The organism is Streptococcus oralis subsp. oralis, assembly GCF_002096595.1.
GTDB classification, from domain to species: Bacteria; Bacillota; Bacilli; order Lactobacillales; family Streptococcaceae; genus Streptococcus; species Streptococcus oralis_D.
This window is the reverse complement of the sequence record NZ_NCUR01000009.1, coordinates 66,894-85,084: the sequence shown is the minus strand read 5'-3', so window position 1 is coordinate 85,084 and position 18,191 is coordinate 66,894. Positions and strand designations below refer to the sequence as shown.

Annotated in this window: 18 protein-coding genes; 14 read left to right on the top strand and 4 right to left on the bottom strand. The window is 44.4% G+C overall.

Annotated features, from left to right (window positions below):
• Nucleotides 1-8: 8 nt before the first annotated feature.
• Nucleotides 9-551, bottom strand: a complete 543-nt coding sequence (locus tag B7714_RS02770) for a DUF3278 domain-containing protein (RefSeq protein WP_084859582.1) — start codon at nt 549-551, stop codon at nt 9-11.
• Nucleotides 552-566: 15 nt separating this feature from the next.
• Nucleotides 567-761: a helix-turn-helix transcriptional regulator gene (locus B7714_RS02765; protein WP_070567830.1), complete on the bottom strand. Its 195-nt coding sequence runs from the start codon at nt 759-761 to the stop codon at nt 567-569.
• A gap of 162 nt (nt 762-923) precedes the next feature.
• Here B7714_RS02765 and rsmH point away from each other — a divergent pair, with 162 nt between their 5' ends.
• Genes rsmH through mraY form a run of 4 tightly spaced genes read left to right on the top strand, consistent with a single transcriptional unit; the run spans nt 924 to nt 5,443 of the window.
• Nucleotides 924-1,874, top strand: coding sequence for a 16S rRNA (cytosine(1402)-N(4))-methyltransferase RsmH (gene rsmH / locus B7714_RS02760; RefSeq protein ID WP_000159388.1), 951 nt, complete (start codon nt 924-926; stop codon nt 1,872-1,874).
• Nucleotides 1,875-1,884: 10 nt separating this feature from the next.
• Nucleotides 1,885-2,202, top strand: coding sequence for a cell division protein FtsL (ftsL, locus tag B7714_RS02755; protein WP_084859581.1), 318 nt, complete (start codon nt 1,885-1,887; stop codon nt 2,200-2,202).
• Between the two features lie 3 nt (nt 2,203-2,205).
• Nucleotides 2,206-4,461, top strand: coding sequence for a penicillin-binding protein PBP2X (pbp2x, locus tag B7714_RS02750; RefSeq protein ID WP_084859580.1), 2,256 nt, complete (start codon nt 2,206-2,208; stop codon nt 4,459-4,461).
• A 1-nt stretch (nt 4,462) separates the two neighbouring features.
• On the top strand, nt 4,463-5,443 hold the full coding sequence (mraY, locus tag B7714_RS02745; RefSeq protein ID WP_000625795.1) for a phospho-N-acetylmuramoyl-pentapeptide-transferase: 981 nt from the start codon (nt 4,463-4,465) through the stop codon (nt 5,441-5,443).
• A 69-nt stretch (nt 5,444-5,512) separates the two neighbouring features.
• Here the strand turns inward: mraY and B7714_RS02740 are convergent, their stop codons facing one another.
• Nucleotides 5,513-10,636 (bottom strand): SIALI-17 repeat-containing surface protein, encoded by a 5,124-nt coding sequence (locus B7714_RS02740; protein WP_084859579.1) that lies wholly within the window; start codon nt 10,634-10,636, stop codon nt 5,513-5,515.
• Between the two features lie 331 nt (nt 10,637-10,967).
• Here B7714_RS02740 and B7714_RS02735 point away from each other — a divergent pair, with 331 nt between their 5' ends.
• The 10 genes from B7714_RS02735 to yidD all read left to right on the top strand — a co-directional run bounded on the left by B7714_RS02735 (nt 10,968) and on the right by yidD (nt 17,135).
• Nucleotides 10,968-11,213 carry a YneF family protein gene (locus B7714_RS02735; RefSeq protein WP_084859578.1) on the top strand — a complete coding sequence of 82 codons (246 nt, stop codon included), beginning with the start codon at nt 10,968-10,970 and terminating at the stop codon, nt 11,211-11,213.
• A gap of 206 nt (nt 11,214-11,419) precedes the next feature.
• Nucleotides 11,420-12,214, top strand: coding sequence for a glutamate racemase (racE, locus tag B7714_RS02730; RefSeq protein ID WP_084859577.1), 795 nt, complete (start codon nt 11,420-11,422; stop codon nt 12,212-12,214).
• Nucleotides 12,172-13,182, top strand: coding sequence for a nucleoside-triphosphate diphosphatase (locus B7714_RS02725; RefSeq protein WP_420911877.1), 1,011 nt, complete (start codon nt 12,172-12,174; stop codon nt 13,180-13,182). Before racE ends, B7714_RS02725 begins: the two co-directional genes overlap by 43 nt.
• Entirely contained in the window at nt 13,158-13,679 is a 522-nt protein-coding gene (locus B7714_RS02720) for a metallophosphoesterase (RefSeq protein WP_001118939.1), read from the top strand. Before B7714_RS02725 ends, B7714_RS02720 begins: the two co-directional genes overlap by 25 nt.
• Entirely contained in the window at nt 13,676-14,137 is a 462-nt protein-coding gene (gene cbpB, locus B7714_RS02715; RefSeq protein ID WP_084859575.1) for a cyclic-di-AMP-binding protein CbpB, read from the top strand. Before B7714_RS02720 ends, cbpB begins: the two co-directional genes overlap by 4 nt.
• On the top strand, nt 14,134-14,868 hold the full coding sequence (xerD, locus tag B7714_RS02710; RefSeq protein ID WP_338132073.1) for a site-specific tyrosine recombinase XerD: 735 nt from the start codon (nt 14,134-14,136) through the stop codon (nt 14,866-14,868). Before cbpB ends, xerD begins: the two co-directional genes overlap by 4 nt.
• The gene (locus B7714_RS02705; RefSeq protein WP_084859573.1) at nt 14,868-15,596 is read left to right on the top strand and encodes a segregation/condensation protein A; all 729 of its coding nucleotides are present in this window, start codon (nt 14,868-14,870) and stop codon (nt 15,594-15,596) included. Before xerD ends, B7714_RS02705 begins: the two co-directional genes overlap by 1 nt.
• 18 nt (nt 15,597-15,614) lie before the next feature.
• The gene (gene scpB, locus B7714_RS02700) at nt 15,615-16,184 is read left to right on the top strand and encodes an SMC-Scp complex subunit ScpB (RefSeq protein ID WP_000105288.1); all 570 of its coding nucleotides are present in this window, start codon (nt 15,615-15,617) and stop codon (nt 16,182-16,184) included.
• Entirely contained in the window at nt 16,171-16,893 is a 723-nt protein-coding gene (locus B7714_RS02695; RefSeq protein WP_001222234.1) for a pseudouridine synthase, read from the top strand. Before scpB ends, B7714_RS02695 begins: the two co-directional genes overlap by 14 nt.
• On the top strand, nt 16,893-17,135 hold the full coding sequence (yidD, locus tag B7714_RS02690; protein ID WP_045616413.1) for a membrane protein insertion efficiency factor YidD: 243 nt from the start codon (nt 16,893-16,895) through the stop codon (nt 17,133-17,135). Before B7714_RS02695 ends, yidD begins: the two co-directional genes overlap by 1 nt.
• A 31-nt stretch (nt 17,136-17,166) precedes the next feature.
• Here the strand turns inward: yidD and B7714_RS02685 are convergent, their stop codons facing one another.
• On the bottom strand, nt 17,167-18,138 hold the full coding sequence (locus B7714_RS02685; RefSeq protein ID WP_084859572.1) for a siderophore ABC transporter substrate-binding protein: 972 nt from the start codon (nt 18,136-18,138) through the stop codon (nt 17,167-17,169).
• Nucleotides 18,139-18,191: the final 53 nt, after the last annotated feature.

Below are 18,191 nucleotides of genomic sequence, written 5' to 3'. Positions count from 1 at the left end.
GGCACCTCCTAGTCGTCTTCTTGGTCTTTCTTGGCTTTTCGAATGCGAAGAGAGACGATAATTTGTATGGTCAATCCGAAGAAGAGGGTAGCTAGGATAGTTGATACAAAATGCCCTGCATTTAAAAGAGAACCAAGATAATCCTTGCTATCATCGGTTAGGACGTTCAGAAGTGGTATTCCAAAGAACATGCCCATGCCGTAGATCAGACCGGCTTTTAGACCAGGAAAATGCAGTTGTTTACTTTCTTTCTTACTTAACATTTCGGGATCAATAGCTGTGATGCCCGTTTTCTTGGTTTGAGAGACCACATAGAGGGCAGCCATCATCGAAATGCCAAACACCACGAGAGGATAGCCGATAGCAATAATTTGCGGGTATTTATAAGCAAGGACAAAGGGGATGAGATTGCCAAATGTCATCAGATAAAAGAGAACGATAAAGACCTGATTCCCGATACGATCGGCCTCGCGCCGTTTGTGTTCGTCAAGGGGACCAGAAATGCCGTATGTGCGTTTGATGAGTTTGTCAGTGAGAGTTTCTTTTTTCATTTGTTTGCTCCTTTTTTAAAAATCGTCTTCCCAAAAAAGACTGTTAAGGTCAGTTTGGAGGCTGTGGGCGAGATTGAGACAGAGTTCCAGGGTTGGATTGTACTTGTCGTTTTCAATCATGTTGATGGTCTGTCTCGAGACACCGATATCTTTGGCGAGCTCGAGCTGAGAAATTCCCAGTTCCTTGCGGAATTCTTTCACACGATTCATAGGGTCTCCTTTCTGATATGTCGTATATATTTGACTATATTATATTCTTTCGGGGATGAGATGTCAAGTATATATGACATATTTTTGAGAATTATTTTCGAAGAAACTTAGCCTTGTCTGACAAGTGCAAGCTGGTCAGATTTGTGGTAAAATAGATAAGATATGACAAAAGAATTTCATCATGTAACGGTCTTGCTTCATGAAACGATTGATATGCTGGACGTAAAACCTGACGGTATCTACGTTGATGCGACTTTGGGAGGAGCAGGCCATAGCGAATATTTATTAAGTAAATTGAGCGAAAAAGGGCATCTCTATGCCTTCGACCAGGACCAGAATGCCATTGACAATGCGCAAAAACGGTTGGCACCCTATATCGAAAAGGGGATGGTAACCTTTATCAAGGACAACTTCCGTCATTTGCAGGCACGATTGCAGGAGGCTGGTGTCCAGGAAATTGATGGAATTTGTTATGACTTGGGAGTGTCCAGTCCTCAGCTAGATCAGCGTGAACGTGGCTTTTCTTATAAAAAGGATGCGCCACTGGATATGCGGATGAATCAGGAAGCTAGTCTGACGGCCTATGAGGTGGTCAATCATTATGACTATCATGACTTGGTTCGGATCTTTTTTAAGTATGGTGAGGATAAATTCTCTAAACAGATTGCTCGTAAGATTGAGCAAGCGCGTGAGGTGAAACCCATTGAGACGACGACGGAGTTGGCAGAGATTATCAAGTCGGCCAAGCCTGCCAAGGAGCTCAAGAAAAAGGGGCACCCTGCCAAGCAGATTTTTCAGGCTATCCGAATCGAAGTCAATGATGAGCTGGGTGCGGCAGATGAATCCATCCAGCAGGCTATGGACATGCTGGCTCTGGATGGGAGAATCTCGGTCATTACCTTCCATTCGCTGGAAGACCGCTTGACCAAGCAATTATTCAAGGAAGCTTCAACAGTGGAAGTTCCCAAAGGCTTGCCCTTCATTCCAGATGACCTTAAGCCTAAGATGGAATTGGTATCCCGCAAGCCAATCTTGCCAAGTGCCGAAGAACTAGAAGCCAACAATCGTTCGCATTCAGCCAAGTTGCGCGTGGCCAGAAAAATTCATAAGTAAGAGGAAAAACATGGAAGAAAGAATCGAAAAAACAAGCCAGTTATTGCAAACGAAGTTCAAAGGTTTTTCACGTGTGGAAAAGGCCTTCTATGTTTCGATTGCTGCAACAATGCTTATCCTGGCAATTAGCGTTGTGTTTATGCAAACCAAGCTATTACAAGTTCAGAATGAATTGACCAAGGTCAATGCTCAAATCGAAGAAAAGAAAACAGAGCTCGACGATGCCAAGCAAGAGGTCAATGAATTGATTCGTTCAGAACGTTTGAAAGAGATTGCAAACTCCAAGGATTTGCAGCTGAATAACGAAAATATCCGAGCAGCGGAGTAAGAAATGAAACAGTGGAAAGAAAAAATCATCCGTTATGCCGTTCGTAACCGTAAATCTCCAGAAGAAAATCGCCGAAGAGTAGGGAAAAGCCTGAGTTTATTGGCTGTCATACTCTTCGCTGTCTTTTTGGTCAACTTTGCGGTCATTATCGGAACAGGTAAAAAATTTGGTAAGGACTTGGTTCAAGAAGCAAACAAGGTCCATCAAACAACCAAGACGATTCCTGCAAAACGAGGGACTATATACGATCGTAATGGAACGCCTATTGCAGAGGATGCGACTTCTTATAATATATATGCGGTTATTGACAAGAACTACAAGTCAGCAACTGGTAAGATACTCTATGTAGAGGATTCTCAATTTAATAAGGTAGCTGAAATTTTCCATAAATACCTAGATATGGAAGAGTCCTATGTCAAAGAACAGCTTTCTCAGCCAGATCTAAAACAGGTGTCTTTTGGTACCAAGGGAAATGGGATCACCTATGCCAATATGATGGCTATTAAAAATGACCTCAAAACTGCTGGCGTGGAGGGAGTTGACTTCACAACTAGTCCTAACCGCAGTTATCCCAATGGACAGTTTGCTTCATCCTTTATCGGTTTAGCGCAACTCCATGAAAATGAGGATGGCACCAAACGTTTGATTGGGACATCTGGATTGGAGAGTTCTTTAAATAGCATTCTGGCGGGTACAGATGGGATCATCACCTATGAGAAGGATCGTCTGGGAAATATTGTTCCGGGTACAGATCAAGCTTCTCAACAAACGGTAGATGGAAAGGATGTGTACACAACCCTTTCTAGTCCCTTGCAATCCTTTATGGAAACGCAGATGGATGCCTTCCAGGAAAAGGTAAAAGGCAAGTATATGACGGCTACCTTGGTTAGTGCTAAAACAGGGGAAATTCTGGCTACGACCCAACGGCCGACCTTCAATGCCGATACCAAGGATGGCATCACAAAAGACTTTGTCTGGCGTGATATCCTCTATCAAAGTAACTATGAGCCAGGATCGACCATGAAGGTGATGATGTTGGCCTCAGCCATTGATAACAATACCTTCCCTGGTGGCGAATACTTTAACAGTAGTGAATTGAAAATAGCAGATGCGACCATTCGAGACTGGGACGTCAATGAAGGGTTGACGAGTGGTGGCACCATGACCTTCTCTCAAGGGTTTGCCCACTCAAGTAATATCGGGATGACCTTGCTTGAGCAAAAGATGGGGGATGCAACTTGGCTGGACTACCTTAACCGCTTTAAGTTTGGGGTACCGACCCGTTTTGGTCTGGCGGATGAGTACACAGGTCAATTGCCTGCTGATAACATTGTCAATATCGCCATGAGTTCATTTGGACAAGGGATTTCAGTTACTCAGACCCAGATGCTTCGTGCCTTTACAGCCATTGCCAATGATGGGGTTATGTTGGAACCGAAATTTATCAGTGCCCTCTATGACCCCAATGACCAGTCTGTTCGTAAGTCTCAAAAGGAAATCGTCGGAAATCCTGTGTCAAAAACAGCAGCGTCCTCTACTCGGGAGCATATGGTCATGGTCGGAACAGATCCTGTCTACGGTACCATGTACAACCACAGTACAGGAAAACCAAATGTCAATGTTCCAGGTCAGAATGTCGCCCTCAAATCAGGGACTGCTCAGATTGCCGATGAGAAGAATGGGGGTTACCTGACAGGTGAAACCAACTATATCTTCTCTGTTGTGTCGATGCATCCTGCAGAAAATCCTGACTTTATCCTCTATGTAACGGTGCAACAGCCAGAGCATTATTCAGGCGTTCAGCTGGGAGAGTTTGCCAACCCAATCCTTGAGAGAGCCTCTGCTATGAAAGAATCCCTCAATCTTCAGTCAACTGCTAAGAGCTTGGATCAGGTCAGCAAGACGACAAGCTATGCTATGCCAGCTACCAAGGATTTTACTCCGGGTGACCTAGCAGAGGAATTGCGTCGTAACCTTGTCCAACCAATCGTTATCGGAACAGGAACCAAGATCAAGGAACTCTCGGTTTCTGAAGGAGATAATTTGGAAGCCAATCAGCAGATCTTGATCCTGTCTGATAAGGTCGAAGAAATGCCTGATATGTACGGCTGGACAGATGAAAATGTGCAAACATTGGCCAAATGGCTCAATATAGAAGTCGAGTGGGAAGGTAGTGGCAAAACGGTCAAGAAACAAAGTGTCCGTGCCAATACAGCCCTCAAAGACATTAAAAAAATGAAAATAACTTTAGGAGATTAAGATGATTAGTTCCATTAGTGCTGGAGTTCTAGCCTTTCTATTGACCTTGATAGGTATTCCAGCCTTTATCCGATTTTATCGAAAAGCACAGATTACGGGTCAGCAGATGCACGAGGATGTCAAGCAACATCAAGCTAAAGCTGGGACTCCAACCATGGGAGGTCTTGTCTTCCTGATTGTTGCAGTAGTAGTGAGCTTCCTTGTCGCTCTCTTTACCCAACAATTGACCAACAATGTCGGCATGATTTTGTTTATCTTGGTTTTGTATGGTTTGGTAGGTTTTCTGGATGATTTTCTCAAGGTCTTTCGTAAGATCAACGAAGGTTTGAATCCTAAGCAAAAGCTTGCTCTCCAGCTCCTTGGAGGAGTGATCTTCTACCTCTTTTATGAGCGTGGTGGCGACATGCTTTCAGTTTTTGGCTACCAAGTTCATCTGGGTATTTTCTATATCTTCTTTGCCCTTTTCTGGCTAGTTGGCTTTTCAAATGCGGTGAATCTGACGGACGGGATTGACGGCTTAGCAAGTATTTCCGTAGTGATTAGCTTGTCAGCTTACGGTGTGATTGCTTATATGCAAAATCAACTGGATATTCTTCTTGTGATTCTTGCCATGATTGGTGGTTTGCTAGGTTTCTTCGTCTTTAACCACAAGCCTGCCAAGGTCTTCATGGGAGATGTGGGAAGTTTGGCTCTTGGTGGGATGCTGGCAGCTATTTCTATGGCCCTCCACCAAGAATGGACCCTTTTGTTGATTGGGATTATCTATGTCTTTGAGACAAGCTCTGTTATGATGCAGGTTACCTACTTCAAACTTAGTGGTGGAAAGCGTATTTTCCGTATGACACCTGTGCATCACCATTTCGAGCTTGGAGGATTCTCAGGCAAGGGCAATCCTTGGAGCGAGTGGAAGGTTGACTTCTTCTTTTGGGGAGTTGGGCTTCTAGCAAGTCTCTTGACCTTAGCCTTTTTATACCTACTGTAAAACTAACTTTTGATGACAAAATAAAACAGGATGAAGGTGATCTTCATCCTGTTTTTGTGTGCTTAAAGGTTAGTTGGAGTCATCCTTTCTTCCTTTTAACATAAAAGTGGCTGTAAGGGCTAGGCTGAGTCCTGCTAAGAAGAGGAGTGGGTTGGATGCTTCTCCTGTTGCTGGCAGCTCTTCTTTAGGAGAATGATTTCCAGCTTTAGCAAGACTCGGACTAGCTGAAAGTTGTTCAGTCTCGTGTGCCAAGGTTTCTGCATCTGAACCACTTGGTTTTTCATCTGTACTAGGGGTTGTTCCAGCAGCTTGATAGACGACAGCATAGGTACTGAAATGATTAGTGATGAATTCTGCCTTTCCTTCTCGAACATCGAAATCAAGGGCTTGCAACTCCTTGGTCGGAGTGATGTAGTAGATATTTTCGACGCTAGCTGAAATAGGCAAGCGAACCAAGACAGAGCCTTTTGGCTGCAAGCTATGATCTGTTGGATTTTTCAGTTGTAGGTCGTAAGCATCATAGGTCTTGCCAAAGAGTTCCTGAGCTAGGACACGTCGGCTAGAGATATGAGAAATTCCTTCTAAGTCAGTAACTCCACCAATGATTTCCACTCCAGTTTCCTTATCTTTTAATACTCGAACTGGATAATCAGTAAGGGTAAGGGTTGGAGCATCCTGATCCCCACTAGTTCCGATAGGGTCAGTGTACTCAGGTTTTTCAACAGTAGGGGCTTCCTCTTGACCTGCTGTTCCGATAGGTTTGGTGTATTCAGGTTTTTCAACAGTAGGTGCTTCCTCTTGACCTGCTGTTCCGATAGGTTCGGTGTATTCAGGCTTTTCTACAGTAGGAGACTCTTCTTGCCCCGCCGTTCCGATAGGTTCGGTGTATTCAGGCTTTTCTACAGTGGGTGGCACTTCTTGCCCTGCAGTCCCGATAGGTTTAGTGTATTCAGGAATTTCAACAGTAGGAGCTGGTTCCTCTCCCTTGCTTGTAGTTGGTTGCTTCTCATCAACTTTCTTTTCATCCTTTTTAGTAAAGACGGCTACGATAGGGCTGCTTGTGGTATTTCCTTGAATGGTATAAGCTTCAATGGCATTTCCAGCTTTGCGATTGGTTTCGTCAGGGATTGGGATTTGAACTTGATTGTCTTGGAGTGATAGGATAGTCTGATCTCCACTTGTAACCAGATGTGTTTCATCCACTTTGCGCAAGACTAGAGGATCTTTGACACCTGGGAAGGTTACAGCGATGGCTTCCCAGTCTCCAGATGGTAGGGTTAAGGAAATTTCTTTGTCATTTTCCTTAAGAGGCGCGATGCTCGGGCTATCTATACCAACAGCAGGGGCTTTGATGATATCAAAGGAGTCTAGAGAGATTTTCTTGCGACCTTCTGGCGAATCTGGGTCAACTTGTAATGTCAGGGTATGCGGACCGTCAGTAAGGTTTGTAAATTCGCCAATAAAAGCTCTCTTTTCGGTTGCACCTGAAGTGTAGAAGTCTAGACTTGGCATTTCTTTGCCATCTAGTGTGACACGTGCTCGTCCAAGGGCAAGGCTCTTCAAACCATAAATTCGAATACCTGTTCCTGTAAAGGAAATAGTTGCCTGAGCTTCTGAAGCTGCACTAGAGTCGCTGTTGTTGATGTCAGCGTATTTTTCCGTACCTCCGTAGAGTTCAGGGTCAGACCAGTCCTTAAACTGGGAACCATACTGGATGCGCGAATCACGATCATCCATTTTTTCAATCGTGTTGCCTGTTCCTGATAGGATCTTGAAGTAGTCTAATGAAATTTTCGAGCGCTCACTACCACGCCCTTTGTGCTCACGTTTAACACGAAGAGTCAATGTGTGAGGTCCGTCAGACAATCCTGCGAAGCGACCGATGAGACTACCTTTTTCAGTTGCCCCAGCAGTATGGAAGTCAAGCTCGCCGACTTCTTTGTCATCAATTTTAGCAGTGGCAAGACCTAGTTCAGACGATTTCAGTCCATAGATTTCGATACCAACACCAGTGAAAGGAATGGTGGCAGTGAGGTCTTCGTCTGTGTAATCTCCTTTTGAAAGGTCGGCAAATTTCTCAGTTCCTCCAAATAATTCTGAGTCTGCCCAGTTTCCAAAGGCAGCTCCGTACTGGATACGGTTATCTCGATCGTCCATCAATTCACTAGGAGTTTCTACAGTGACCTTTTCAGATACTTGTGTGGAAACTTCGCCCAGCATCGCCTTGACGGTATAAGTATAGGCGAGTTGAGGATTTAGTGATCGGTCGATAAAGTTAGTTTGATTGGTTACAAATTCTCTAGTTGCAGAGGTTTGGCCAGATTCATCTTTTACTTGTCTTTGGATGACATAGTGGGTAGCGCCTTCTACTTGGTTGAAGGTGAGTTCGGCAGTGACTCCATTTTGTCGAACGGCTGTCAGACTGGTTACACGACCAGGGAAGTGTTCAAAAGTAATGACGTCACCTTTTTGTGTTGCCAGTTGGATGCGATTGTTTTTGAGAATCGTTGCTTTGACTGGTTTGCCATTGACCTTGATTTGGCTGGCTTCGATATTTGGATAGTCTACAACCAGGTCTCCACCGACATTTGACAGGAAGGACAAGCTTTGAAGGTTTTTATCTTTCCACTTCATGCTGACTTCAAAGTTACCACGGGCAATCAAGCCAGAAACTTGACCGTCTTTCCAAGCATCTGGAAGGGCTGGCAATGGTGCAATATAGCCAGTATGAGATTGGAGGAGCATTTCTGCCATCCCACTAGTTGCTCCAAAGTTTCCGTCGATTTGGAAAGGCGCGTGGGTATCCCAAAGGTTTTCTAGGGTTGAGTATTTGAGCTGTTCAGCGAGTAAGCGATGGGCACGGTTACCGTCCAAGAGACGAGCCCAGAGGTTGATTTTATTGGCCTTAGACCAACCAGTTCCACCATCTCCACGGTGATTGAGGGTTGCACGCGCAGCCTCTAGGTATTCAGCCTGATCCTTACTAAAGAGCGTACCTGGGAAGAGACCAACTAGATGGGAAACGTGGCGGTGGTGATTTTCAATCCCTTCATTGGTGAATTGAGGGCTGTCCTCCTCGTACCATTCCTTAATGCGTCCCTCTTTGTTGATGTGAAGGGGTTTTAGTTTGTCAAATTTAGCCTTGACCTCTGTAACTAAGTCTTGGTCGACTTTCAGATGGTTGGCAACTTCCATGTAGTCGTGGAATAGCTGCCAGACTAGCGATTGGTCAAAGGTGTTTCCGATGGTAATGGTCCCGTGTTCTGGTGAGTAGGATGGAGAAGACACCCAACGGTCGCTGGCCTTGTCATAGTGCAAGAAGGAGTTCCAGAACTTAGCTGTTTCCTTGAGCATTGGATAGATCTTTTCTTTGAGATAGGTTTCATCCTTGGTGAATTTATAATAGTCATAGACGTTCTGCATCATCCAAGCATTAGCAGCTGGAGACCAACCCCAATAGTAATTCCAGCCTGGAGTAGTCCAGCCAAATGGTGTCGCCTGGGTGTGGACCAGCCAACCATTTTCTTGGCCGTCTTTGGATTCGATACCTGCGTATTCCTTGGCAGCGATACGGCCATAATAGCGCATGTCGTCAATGTAATTAATCATTGGCTTGGCTGTTTCAGCTAGATTGCTCATATAGGCAGGCCAGTAGTTCATTTGCAAATTGACATTGAGGTGGTAGTCAGCATTCCAAGGTGGATTGTCTACAGCATTCCAGACTCCTTGTAGGTTGGCAGGAAGAGCATCTGTCCGATCACGAGACGAACTGATGAGTAAATAACGTCCGTATTGGAAGAAGAGTTCTTCCAATTTTTGCCCTTTTTCTGGGTTATAGCCTTGAAGGGCCTCTTTCGTCGTTTGAGCAGTCTTGTTTCCGCCTAGGTTTATTTTAACGCGGTTAAAGAGACTTTGATAGTCCTTGATATGGGCCTTTTTAAGTGTCTCGTAGTCTTTGGCCTTAGCAGCTTCTACAATCCCTTTAACTGTTTTTTCGAGGTCAATGTCTTTTCGATAGTTGGCTTTTGGATTCTGAGCAAAGTTGGTCTTGGCACTGAGATAGAGGGTCGCATAACTTGCGCCTGTAACGGTTAGTGTCTCGTCCTGAACAGTCACCTTTCCGTCTGTTTTAATTCCTAGATAGGATGCAAATTTGAGGCCGTTATCTTTGACAGTTCCCTTTAGAAGGATTCCATTTGCATCTGTAGTGACATGACCATTCTTATAGTTGGAATATTCCCAAGAGTAGTTTCCATTAGTAAGCAAGTCTTCTGTCAAGCTGTTCCAAAGGGTAAAGTCAAGTGTCTTGTTTCCTTTTTTGGTCAAGTGGGTCACGGTGACATCATCAGGATAGCTGGAGAAGGTTTCGCGTTTGAAGGTCGTCCCATCTTGGGTGTAAGAAGTGGTCGTAGTAGCCTCTGTGATATCCAAACCACGATGATAATCTGTTACAGTATCTAGCCCTTTTTTCTGGTTATTGAAGACCATGAAAATATCACCAAAGGCTAGGTAGCGACCATATTGGGCGTTGTTTGGTCCAACTAGATTTTGTTCAGCCAGTTGTTTGGCTTTTTGGCGGTCACCAGCTTCGAGAGCTTTACGAATCTCCGCCAAGACCTTGTAGCGGTCCTTGTAGTTTCCTCCGTTATAGTCGGTGCTATCGGGTTGTGGTCCTCCTGACCAGAGGGTCTTTTCGTTGTACTGGATTCTCTCTTCCCCAATTAGACCGAAAACCTTGGCTCCCATCTCTCCATTTCCGACAGGGAGGGCTTGTTTTTCCCATCCATCATAGGAGGGAGCTGTTGGTTGATCGTAGTTGAGTTGATAGTTTTCTTGCTTTGTCACCGGCTGATCTGCTTTTTCAGGTTCCTTATTTTCTTTAGCTTCTACAATGGCTTCTTCACTAGCTTGACTATTTGTCTTCTGAGCCTCCTCAGCTGGCTTGCTTTCGGAAACTACTGGACTCTCGGCTTGAGACGGATTTGTAGTTTCAGTAGCTTCAGCTGCTTTGGGCTCACTATCAGGCTTAGTGATAGCTTCGACAGAGGTTGGTTCAGTTTGCTTAACCTCAATACTGTCTGCAGCTACAGTATGGTTGACTAGAAAAACAGCCCCTAGTAAAACAGAAGCAGTCCCAACCGTCAGCTTGCGGATGCTATAGCGACAGGATTTCTCCCAAAAGTGTTTTTTCATAAAACCCTCCTTTGTGTATTCGAAATCGCTTACATTTTATAAAGCAGTTTCGTTTAATTTGTTTCTATTTATCTCCTCACTTCCCATTCTAATGGTCGCTTAGCATTTGTCAATAGCTTTTTAGCAAGAGACATATTTGTTGTTGTTTTTTCTTAAAATAGTAGAAGAAAGAGAGGAAAGGGTGGAATTATTCGTGATTTCATAGTTCAATCTGATTTTAAGACTAGCTTAGAATTGGCTTAACCCCCTCTTGAAAGCGTAAAACAAACTAGTCAGGAAAGTCACTTTATGGTATAATATAGAAGACTCAAAAAGAAACAGGAGAAAAAGAATGGATTTACTTTTAGCAATTATCTTGATTGTGCTAGCTTTTCTAGGAGGAGCTCTTGGAGGGATTTACTTAGCTCGTAAGCAAATTGAAAAAAAATATGCTGACAACCCACGTTTGAACGCTGATGCTGTCCGTGCCCTCTTGAACGCAAGTGGTCAAAAACCAAGCGAAGCCAAAGTACAACAAGTTTACCACCAAATCATCCGTCAACAAAAAGCAGCCCTTGCTAAGAACAAAAAGAAATAAATAGGAAAAGTCTGGGATGAAAGTTCCAGACTTCTCACTATGTTCAATAGTTCTCAAGGATAAGACTTTTTCCTTGCATTCTATTGATATTTGATTATGATTAAGAGAGAGGCAGTTGCCATTCTATTAAGCTGTCTATCCGTTCATTTAGAACAAGTAATCATGATGAACTATCAATCAGAAAAGAAGACTAGAAAGAAGACTGTATGGATAATCGACCAATTGGTTTTTTGGATTCGGGTGTCGGGGGCTTGACTGTTGTTCGTGAACTCATGCGCCAGCTTCCCCATGAAGAAATCGTCTATATTGGAGATTCGGCTCGGGCGCCCTATGGTCCCCGTCCTGCTGAGCAAATTCGTGACTATACTTGGCAATTGGTCAACTTTCTTTTGACCAAGGATGTCAAGATGATTGTCATTGCTTGTAATACTGCGACTGCGGTCGTCTGGGAAGAAATCAAGGCGAAACTAGACATTCCCGTCCTAGGTGTGATTTTGCCAGGAGCTTCGGCAGCCATCAAGTCCAGTCAAGGTGGGAAAATCGGGGTCATTGGAACCCCTATGACGGTCCAATCAGATATCTACCGTCAGAAAATCCATGATCTGGATCCGGACTTACAGGTGGAGAGTATGGCCTGTCCCAAGTTTGCGCCCTTGGTCGAATCTGGTGCCCTGTCAACCAGTGTAACCAAGAAAGTGGTCTATGAAACCTTGCGTCCCTTGGTTGGAAAGGTGGATAGCCTGATTTTGGGTTGTACCCATTATCCGCTCCTTCGCCCCATCATCCAAAATGTCATGGGACCTAAGGTTCAGCTCATCGATAGTGGGGCAGAGTGTGTACGGGATATCTCGGTTTTGCTGAACTATTTTGAAATCAATCGTAGCCGAGATACGGGACCTCTTCAACATCGTTTTTACACAACAGCCAATAGCCAAAGTTTTGCCCAAATAGGAGCAGAATGGCTGGAAAAAGAGATTCATGTGGAGCATGTAACTTTATGACAAACAAAATTTATGAATACAAGGATGACCAGGACTGGTATGTCGGTGTCTGGGATGTCTATGGAGGCATCTATAGCCTTATCAAAGATCCTCTCGAGCTTGATTTTATGGATTTGGCGCGGATTTTTCGTGATGAGGAAAATGGCTTTCCAATTACGATAACGGTGATGCGCTGGTCTTCTAACTTTCGTCTGCTCTCCTTTATCGTTGAGATTTTAAATGCCGAAGCAGGTCGCAATCTAGAAGTCATCCAACGTCAGGGAGCTCTGCTCTTGGTTGAAAATGGGCAACTCCTGCATGTAGAATTGCCTAAAGAAGGAGTCGATGTAGAAGCCTTCTTTGAAACTAGCAAGGTTAGAGAAACTCTGCTCATTGCGACTCGCAACGAAGGCAAGACCAAGGAATTCCGAGCTATCTTTGACAAGTTAGGCTACGACGTGGAAAACCTCAATGACTACCCAGATCTACCTGAAGTAGCAGAAACAGGCATGACCTTTGAAGAAAATGCCCGCCTGAAGGCAGAAACCATTTCCCAATTAACAGGAAAGATGGTTTTGGCAGATGACTCAGGTCTCAAAGTCGATGTCCTTGGCGGTTTGCCAGGAGTCTGGTCAGCGCGATTCGCTGGTGTGGGAGCGACTGATCGTGAAAACAATGCCAAACTCTTGCACGAATTGGCCATGGTCTTTGAACTCAAGGACCGCTCAGCCCAGTTCCACACAACCCTAGTTGTAGCCAGTCCAAATAAGGAAAGCTTGGTTGTCGAAGCTGACTGGCCAGGTTATATCAACTTTGAACCCAAGGGGGAGAATGGTTTTGGTTATGATCCCCTCTTCCTTGTGGGAGAGACAGGTAAGTCAGCAGCTGAATTAACCCTTGAAGAAAAAAATAGCCAATCCCACCGTGCCTTAGCCGTTAAGAAACTTTTGGAGGTATTTCCATCATGGCAAAGCAAACCATCATTGTAATGAGTGACTCCCACGGAGATAGCTTGATTGTGGAAGAAATTCGTGACCGCTATCTGGGGAAAGTCGATGCCATTTTTCACGATGGTGACTCAGAACTCCGACCAGACTCTCCGCTCTGGGAGGGCATCCATGTCGTCAAAGGCAACATGGACTTTTATGCGGGCTATCCAGAACGTTTGGTAACTCAACTTGGTCCAACCAAGATCATCCAGACGCATGGACACTTGTTTGATATCAATTTCAACTTTCAAAAGTTGGACTACTGGGCTCAGGAAGAAGATGCCGATATCTGTCTCTATGGTCACTTGCATGTGCCAAATGCTTGGATGGAAGGAAAGACTCTTTTTCTAAATCCAGGCTCCATCAGCCAACCAAGAGGGACTATCAGAGAATGTCTCTATGCTCGAGTGGAGATTGATGACAGCTATTTTAAAGTAGACTTTTTGACACGTGACCATGAGGTTTATCCAGGCTTGTCCAAGGAGTTTGCTCGATGATTGCCAAGGAATTTGAAACATTTTTATTGGAGCAGGAAGAGACTTTTCTTACCCCTGCTGAGAATCTAGCAGCTTTGATTGATACCCACAATGCCGACCATGCAATTTTGGTGCTGAGTCAAATCACCTATACCCGTATCCCTGTTGTGACCTTTGACAAACGCTTTGTTGGAACCATTGGGCTGAGAGACATTTTGGCTTATCAAATGGAGCAAGGTTTGACGGATGAGCAGATGGCAACGACAGACATCGTCAATATGACCAAGACAGATGTGGCAGTCGTCGCTCCAGACTATAACATCACAGAGATCCTCCATAAACTGGTGGATGAACCCTTCTTGCCAGTGGTAGATGGTGAAGGAATTTTCCAAGGAATCATCACGCGCAAGTCCATCCTCAAGGCCGTTAATGCCCTCTTGCATGACTTTAGTAAGGAATATGAGATTCGATGCAAATGAGAGATAGGATTTCAGCTTTTTTAGAGGAAAAACAGGACTTGTCTGCCAATTCCAAGCAGTCCTATAAGTATGATCTGGAGCAATTTTTAGACATTGTGGGTGAGCGGATCTCTGAGACTAGTCTCAAGATTTACCAAGGCCAGCTAGCCAATCTAAAAATCAGCGCCCAGAAGCGAAAACTTTCGGCCTGTAACCAATTTCTCTACTTTCTCTATCAAAAAGGTGAAGTGGACAGTTTTTATCGTCTGGAATTAGCCAAACAAGCTGAAAAGAAGACTGAAAAACCAGAGATTCTAGACCTAGACTCTTTTTGGCAGGAAAGTGATTATCCAGAGGGGCGCTTGCTGGCGCTCTTAATCCTAGAAATAGGGCTCTTACCAAGTGAGATTTTAGCTCTCAAGGTTATGGATATCAATCTGGATTTTCAGGTGTTGCGAATTAACAAGGCTTCCCAACAGAGGATTGTCACCATACCCACGACCTTGATTCCAGAGCTAGAACCCTTGATGGGGCAGACCTATCTCTTTGAAAGGAGTGGGAAAACCTATTCTCGTCAGTGGGCCTTTCGTCAGCTGGAGTCCTTTGTCAAGGAGAAAGGTTTCCCAACCTTATCCGCTCAAGCCTTGCGGGAACAGTTCATTCTAAGACAGATAGAAAACAAGGTCGATTTGTACGAAATTGCAAAAAAATTAGGATTAAAAACAGTCCTGACCTTAGAAAAATATAGATAATGGATATTAAATTAAAAGATTTTGAAGGGCCCCTGGACCTGCTCTTGCACTTGGTTTCTAAGTACCAGATGGATATCTACGATGTGCCTATCACAGAAGTCATCGAACAGTATCTAGCCTATGTCTCAACCTTGCAGGCAATGCGTCTGGAAGTAACGGGCGAGTATATGGTTATGGCCAGTCAGCTCATGCTGATCAAGAGCCGCAAGCTCTTGCCAAAGGTAGCAGAAGTGACAGACTTGGAAGATGACCTGGAGCAGGACCTTCTCTCCCAAATCGAAGAATACCGCAAGTTCAAACTCCTGGGTGAGCACTTGGAGGCTAAGCACCAAGATCGGGCTCAGTACTATTCTAAAGCGCCTACTGAGTTGATCTACGAAGATGCGGAGCTTGTGCATGACAAGACGACCATTGACCTCTTTTTGGCTTTTTCAAATATCCTAGCCAAGAAAAAAGAGGAGTTCGCTCAGAATCACACGACCATCTTGCGGGATGAGTATAAGATTGAGGACATGATGGGCATTGTAAAAGAGTCCTTGACTGGACGAGACCAGTTGCGTTTGCAGGATTTGTTCAAGGAAGCCCAGAATGTCCAAGAGGTCATTACCCTCTTTTTGGCGACCCTAGAGTTAATCAAAATCCAGGAACTGACCCTCGTGCAAGAGGAGAGTTTCGGAGATATCTATCTCATGGAAAAGAAGGAAGAAAGTCAAGAGGCACAAAGCTAGACTTGATAGAGAGGAAAGATGAGTACTTTAGCAGAAATAGAAGCGCTCTTGTTTGTAGCAGGTGAAGATGGGATTCGAGTCCGTCAGTTGGCTGAACTCCTATCACTTCCACCGACAGGCATCCAACAGAGTTTAGAAAAATTAGCCCAAAAGTATGAAAAAGACCAGGAGTCTAGCTTGTCCCTGATTGAGACAGGGGGAGCATACAGATTGGTGACCAAGCCTCAATTTGCAGCGATTTTGAAGGAATATTCCAAAGCTCCCATCAACCAGAGTTTATCTCGGGCGGCCCTTGAGACCTTGTCCATCATTGCCTACAAGCAGCCGATTACGCGGATAGAAATTGATGCTATCCGTGGGGTCAATTCGAGTGGGGCTTTGGCAAAGTTGCAGGCATTTGATTTGATACGAGAAGACGGGAAAAAAGAAGTGTTGGGTCGCCCCAACCTCTATGTGACTACGGATTATTTCCTAGATTACATGGGAATTAACCATTTGGAAGAACTGCCAGTGATTGATGAGCTTGAGATTCAAGCTCAAGAAAGCCAATTATTTGGTGAAAGGATAGAAGAAGATGAGAATCAATAAATATATTGCCCACGCAGGTGTGGCCAGTAGGAGAAAAGCAGAAGAGTTGATCAAGCAAGGCTTGGTGACAGTCAACGGCCAAGTGGTACGTGAACTCGCAACGACCATCAAGACTGGCGATAAGGTCGAAGTGGAAGGTCAGCCCATCTACAACGAAGAAAAGGTCTACTATCTGCTTAATAAACCACGCGGAGTGATTTCCAGTGTGACAGATGACAAGGGCCGCAAGACTGTTGTGGACCTCTTGCCCAATGTAAAAGAACGTATTTATCCTGTGGGACGTTTGGACTGGGATACATCAGGTGTCTTGATTTTGACCAATGATGGTGATTTTACGGATGAGATGATTCACCCCCGTAATGAGATTGACAAGGTCTATGTCGCGCGTGTTAAAGGTGTGGCCAATAAGGACAATCTCCGCCCCTTGACCCGCGGTCTTGAGATTGATGGCAAGAAAACCAAGCCAGCTGTTTATGAAATTCTCAAAGTGGATCCAGTCAAAAACCGCTCTGTGGTACAGTTGACTATCCATGAAGGGCGTAACCATCAGGTTAAAAAGATGTTTGAAGCCGTCGGTCTGCAAGTGGATAAACTGTCTCGGACACGTTTCGGACACCTAGACTTGACAGGCCTCCGTCCGGGAGAATCTCGTCGCCTTAACAAAAAAGAAATCAGCCAACTACACACTATGGCTGTAACCAAGAAATAATGAAACGAATCTTAATAGCGCCAGTACGCTTTTACCAACGTTTTATCTCACCGGCCTTTCCGCCCTCATGTCGTTTTGAACCTACTTGTTCCAACTACATGATTCAGGCTATTGAAAAACATGGCTTTAAGGGTGTTTTGATGGGCTTGGCTCGAATTTTACGTTGTCATCCCTGGTCGAAAATAGGAAAAGATCCTGTCCCAGACCACTTTTCCCTCAGACGAAATCAAGAAAAAAAATAACCCAACATCACCTGATGTTGGGTTTTCTTGTTTATTTCAAAGCTTTTTGAGCGTCTTCAATCATGAGTTTAGTTGATTCAAGTCCGCCTCCGCTTAGATACCAGAGGTCTGGTGTTAATTGGATAATTTTACCATTTTTAGCAGCAGGAGTTTCAGCGATGAGGGCATTTTCTAGGACGCCGTCATTGCTTGAGTTGTCCCCGCCGATGGCAAGGGTACGGTTGATGACAAAGAGGATGTCAGGATTGATTTCTTTGACACTTTCAAAGCTGACTTCCTGGCCATGACGAGAGTCTTCAAATTGAGTATCAGTTGGTTTGAATTTCAAGGTTTGATACAAGAAAGAGAAACGAGATTGGGCACCAAAGGCAGCCATTTTTCCTTCATTGAGGAGGATAGCAAGGGCTTTTTTGTCAGAACTTTCGTTTTTAGTAGCGACTTCTTGGATACTCTTATCCAGGTTTGCCAATTCTTCCTTGACTTTCTGTGTACCAGTTTCACCAAAGGCGCTTGCTAGAGATTCGATGTTGGTCTTGGTAGAAGTCCAGTAGTCGTCCTTACTTGCTTGGAAGAGCACGGTTGGAGCAATTTCTTTGAACTTATCTACGAATTTTTGGGTACGTGGTGAAGCGATAATTAGGTCTGGTTCAAGAGCAGCGATGGCTTCTAGGTCTGGCTCAACCATGGAACCCACATTGTTGACATTTCCTGCGAGATCTTTTAGGTAGGTCGGAACAGTTTTTGTAGGCATTCCGACGATATTCTTTTCAAAACCTAAAGCGCGAATAGTATCCGCAGCACCAAGGTCAAAGGTCACAATCTTTTCAGGAACCTTTGAAAGTTTGACCTCATCTAGTGAACTTTTAATAGTTATCTCTGTTGGAGCAGAGCTACTTGTCTCTGTCTGGCTAGTGCTTGAGTTTGTATTTGTACTACATGCACCAAGTAAGAGCAAGAAGCTAGCCGCTAGGGCAGTGAGATAAAGTTTAAGGGATGTTTTCATGATTTCTCCTTTTTAAAATATGATAACGATGTAGGGGTCTCCTAGATAGGCTT

What these genes read in the sequence shown, in the direction of transcription:
- cbpB (WP_084859575.1), top strand. Translation starts at nt 13,676, where the DNA reads ATGATTGCCAAGGAATTTGAAACATTTTTATTGGAGCAGGAAGAGACT.
- racE (WP_084859577.1), top strand. Translation starts at nt 11,420, where the DNA reads ATGGATAATCGACCAATTGGTTTTTTGGATTCGGGTGTCGGGGGCTTG.
- B7714_RS02695 (WP_001222234.1), top strand. Translation starts at nt 16,171, where the DNA reads ATGAGAATCAATAAATATATTGCCCACGCAGGTGTGGCCAGTAGGAGA.
- B7714_RS02705 (WP_084859573.1), top strand. Translation starts at nt 14,868, where the DNA reads ATGGATATTAAATTAAAAGATTTTGAAGGGCCCCTGGACCTGCTCTTG.
- yidD (WP_045616413.1), top strand. Translation starts at nt 16,893, where the DNA reads ATGAAACGAATCTTAATAGCGCCAGTACGCTTTTACCAACGTTTTATC.
- B7714_RS02720 (WP_001118939.1), top strand. Translation starts at nt 13,158, where the DNA reads ATGGCAAAGCAAACCATCATTGTAATGAGTGACTCCCACGGAGATAGC.
- B7714_RS02735 (WP_084859578.1), top strand. Translation starts at nt 10,968, where the DNA reads ATGGATTTACTTTTAGCAATTATCTTGATTGTGCTAGCTTTTCTAGGA.
- B7714_RS02740 (WP_084859579.1), bottom strand. Translation starts at nt 10,636, where the DNA reads ATGAAAAAACACTTTTGGGAGAAATCCTGTCGCTATAGCATCCGCAAG.
- ftsL (WP_084859581.1), top strand. Translation starts at nt 1,885, where the DNA reads ATGGAAGAAAGAATCGAAAAAACAAGCCAGTTATTGCAAACGAAGTTC.
- B7714_RS02765 (WP_070567830.1), bottom strand. Translation starts at nt 761, where the DNA reads ATGAATCGTGTGAAAGAATTCCGCAAGGAACTGGGAATTTCTCAGCTC.
- scpB (WP_000105288.1), top strand. Translation starts at nt 15,615, where the DNA reads ATGAGTACTTTAGCAGAAATAGAAGCGCTCTTGTTTGTAGCAGGTGAA.
- mraY (WP_000625795.1), top strand. Translation starts at nt 4,463, where the DNA reads ATGATTAGTTCCATTAGTGCTGGAGTTCTAGCCTTTCTATTGACCTTG.
- pbp2x (WP_084859580.1), top strand. Translation starts at nt 2,206, where the DNA reads ATGAAACAGTGGAAAGAAAAAATCATCCGTTATGCCGTTCGTAACCGT.
- xerD (WP_338132073.1), top strand. Translation starts at nt 14,134, where the DNA reads ATGAGAGATAGGATTTCAGCTTTTTTAGAGGAAAAACAGGACTTGTCT.
- B7714_RS02725 (WP_420911877.1), top strand. Translation starts at nt 12,172, where the DNA reads ATGGCTGGAAAAAGAGATTCATGTGGAGCATGTAACTTTATGACAAAC.
- B7714_RS02770 (WP_084859582.1), bottom strand. Translation starts at nt 551, where the DNA reads ATGAAAAAAGAAACTCTCACTGACAAACTCATCAAACGCACATACGGC.
- B7714_RS02685 (WP_084859572.1), bottom strand. Translation starts at nt 18,138, where the DNA reads ATGAAAACATCCCTTAAACTTTATCTCACTGCCCTAGCGGCTAGCTTC.
- rsmH (WP_000159388.1), top strand. Translation starts at nt 924, where the DNA reads ATGACAAAAGAATTTCATCATGTAACGGTCTTGCTTCATGAAACGATT.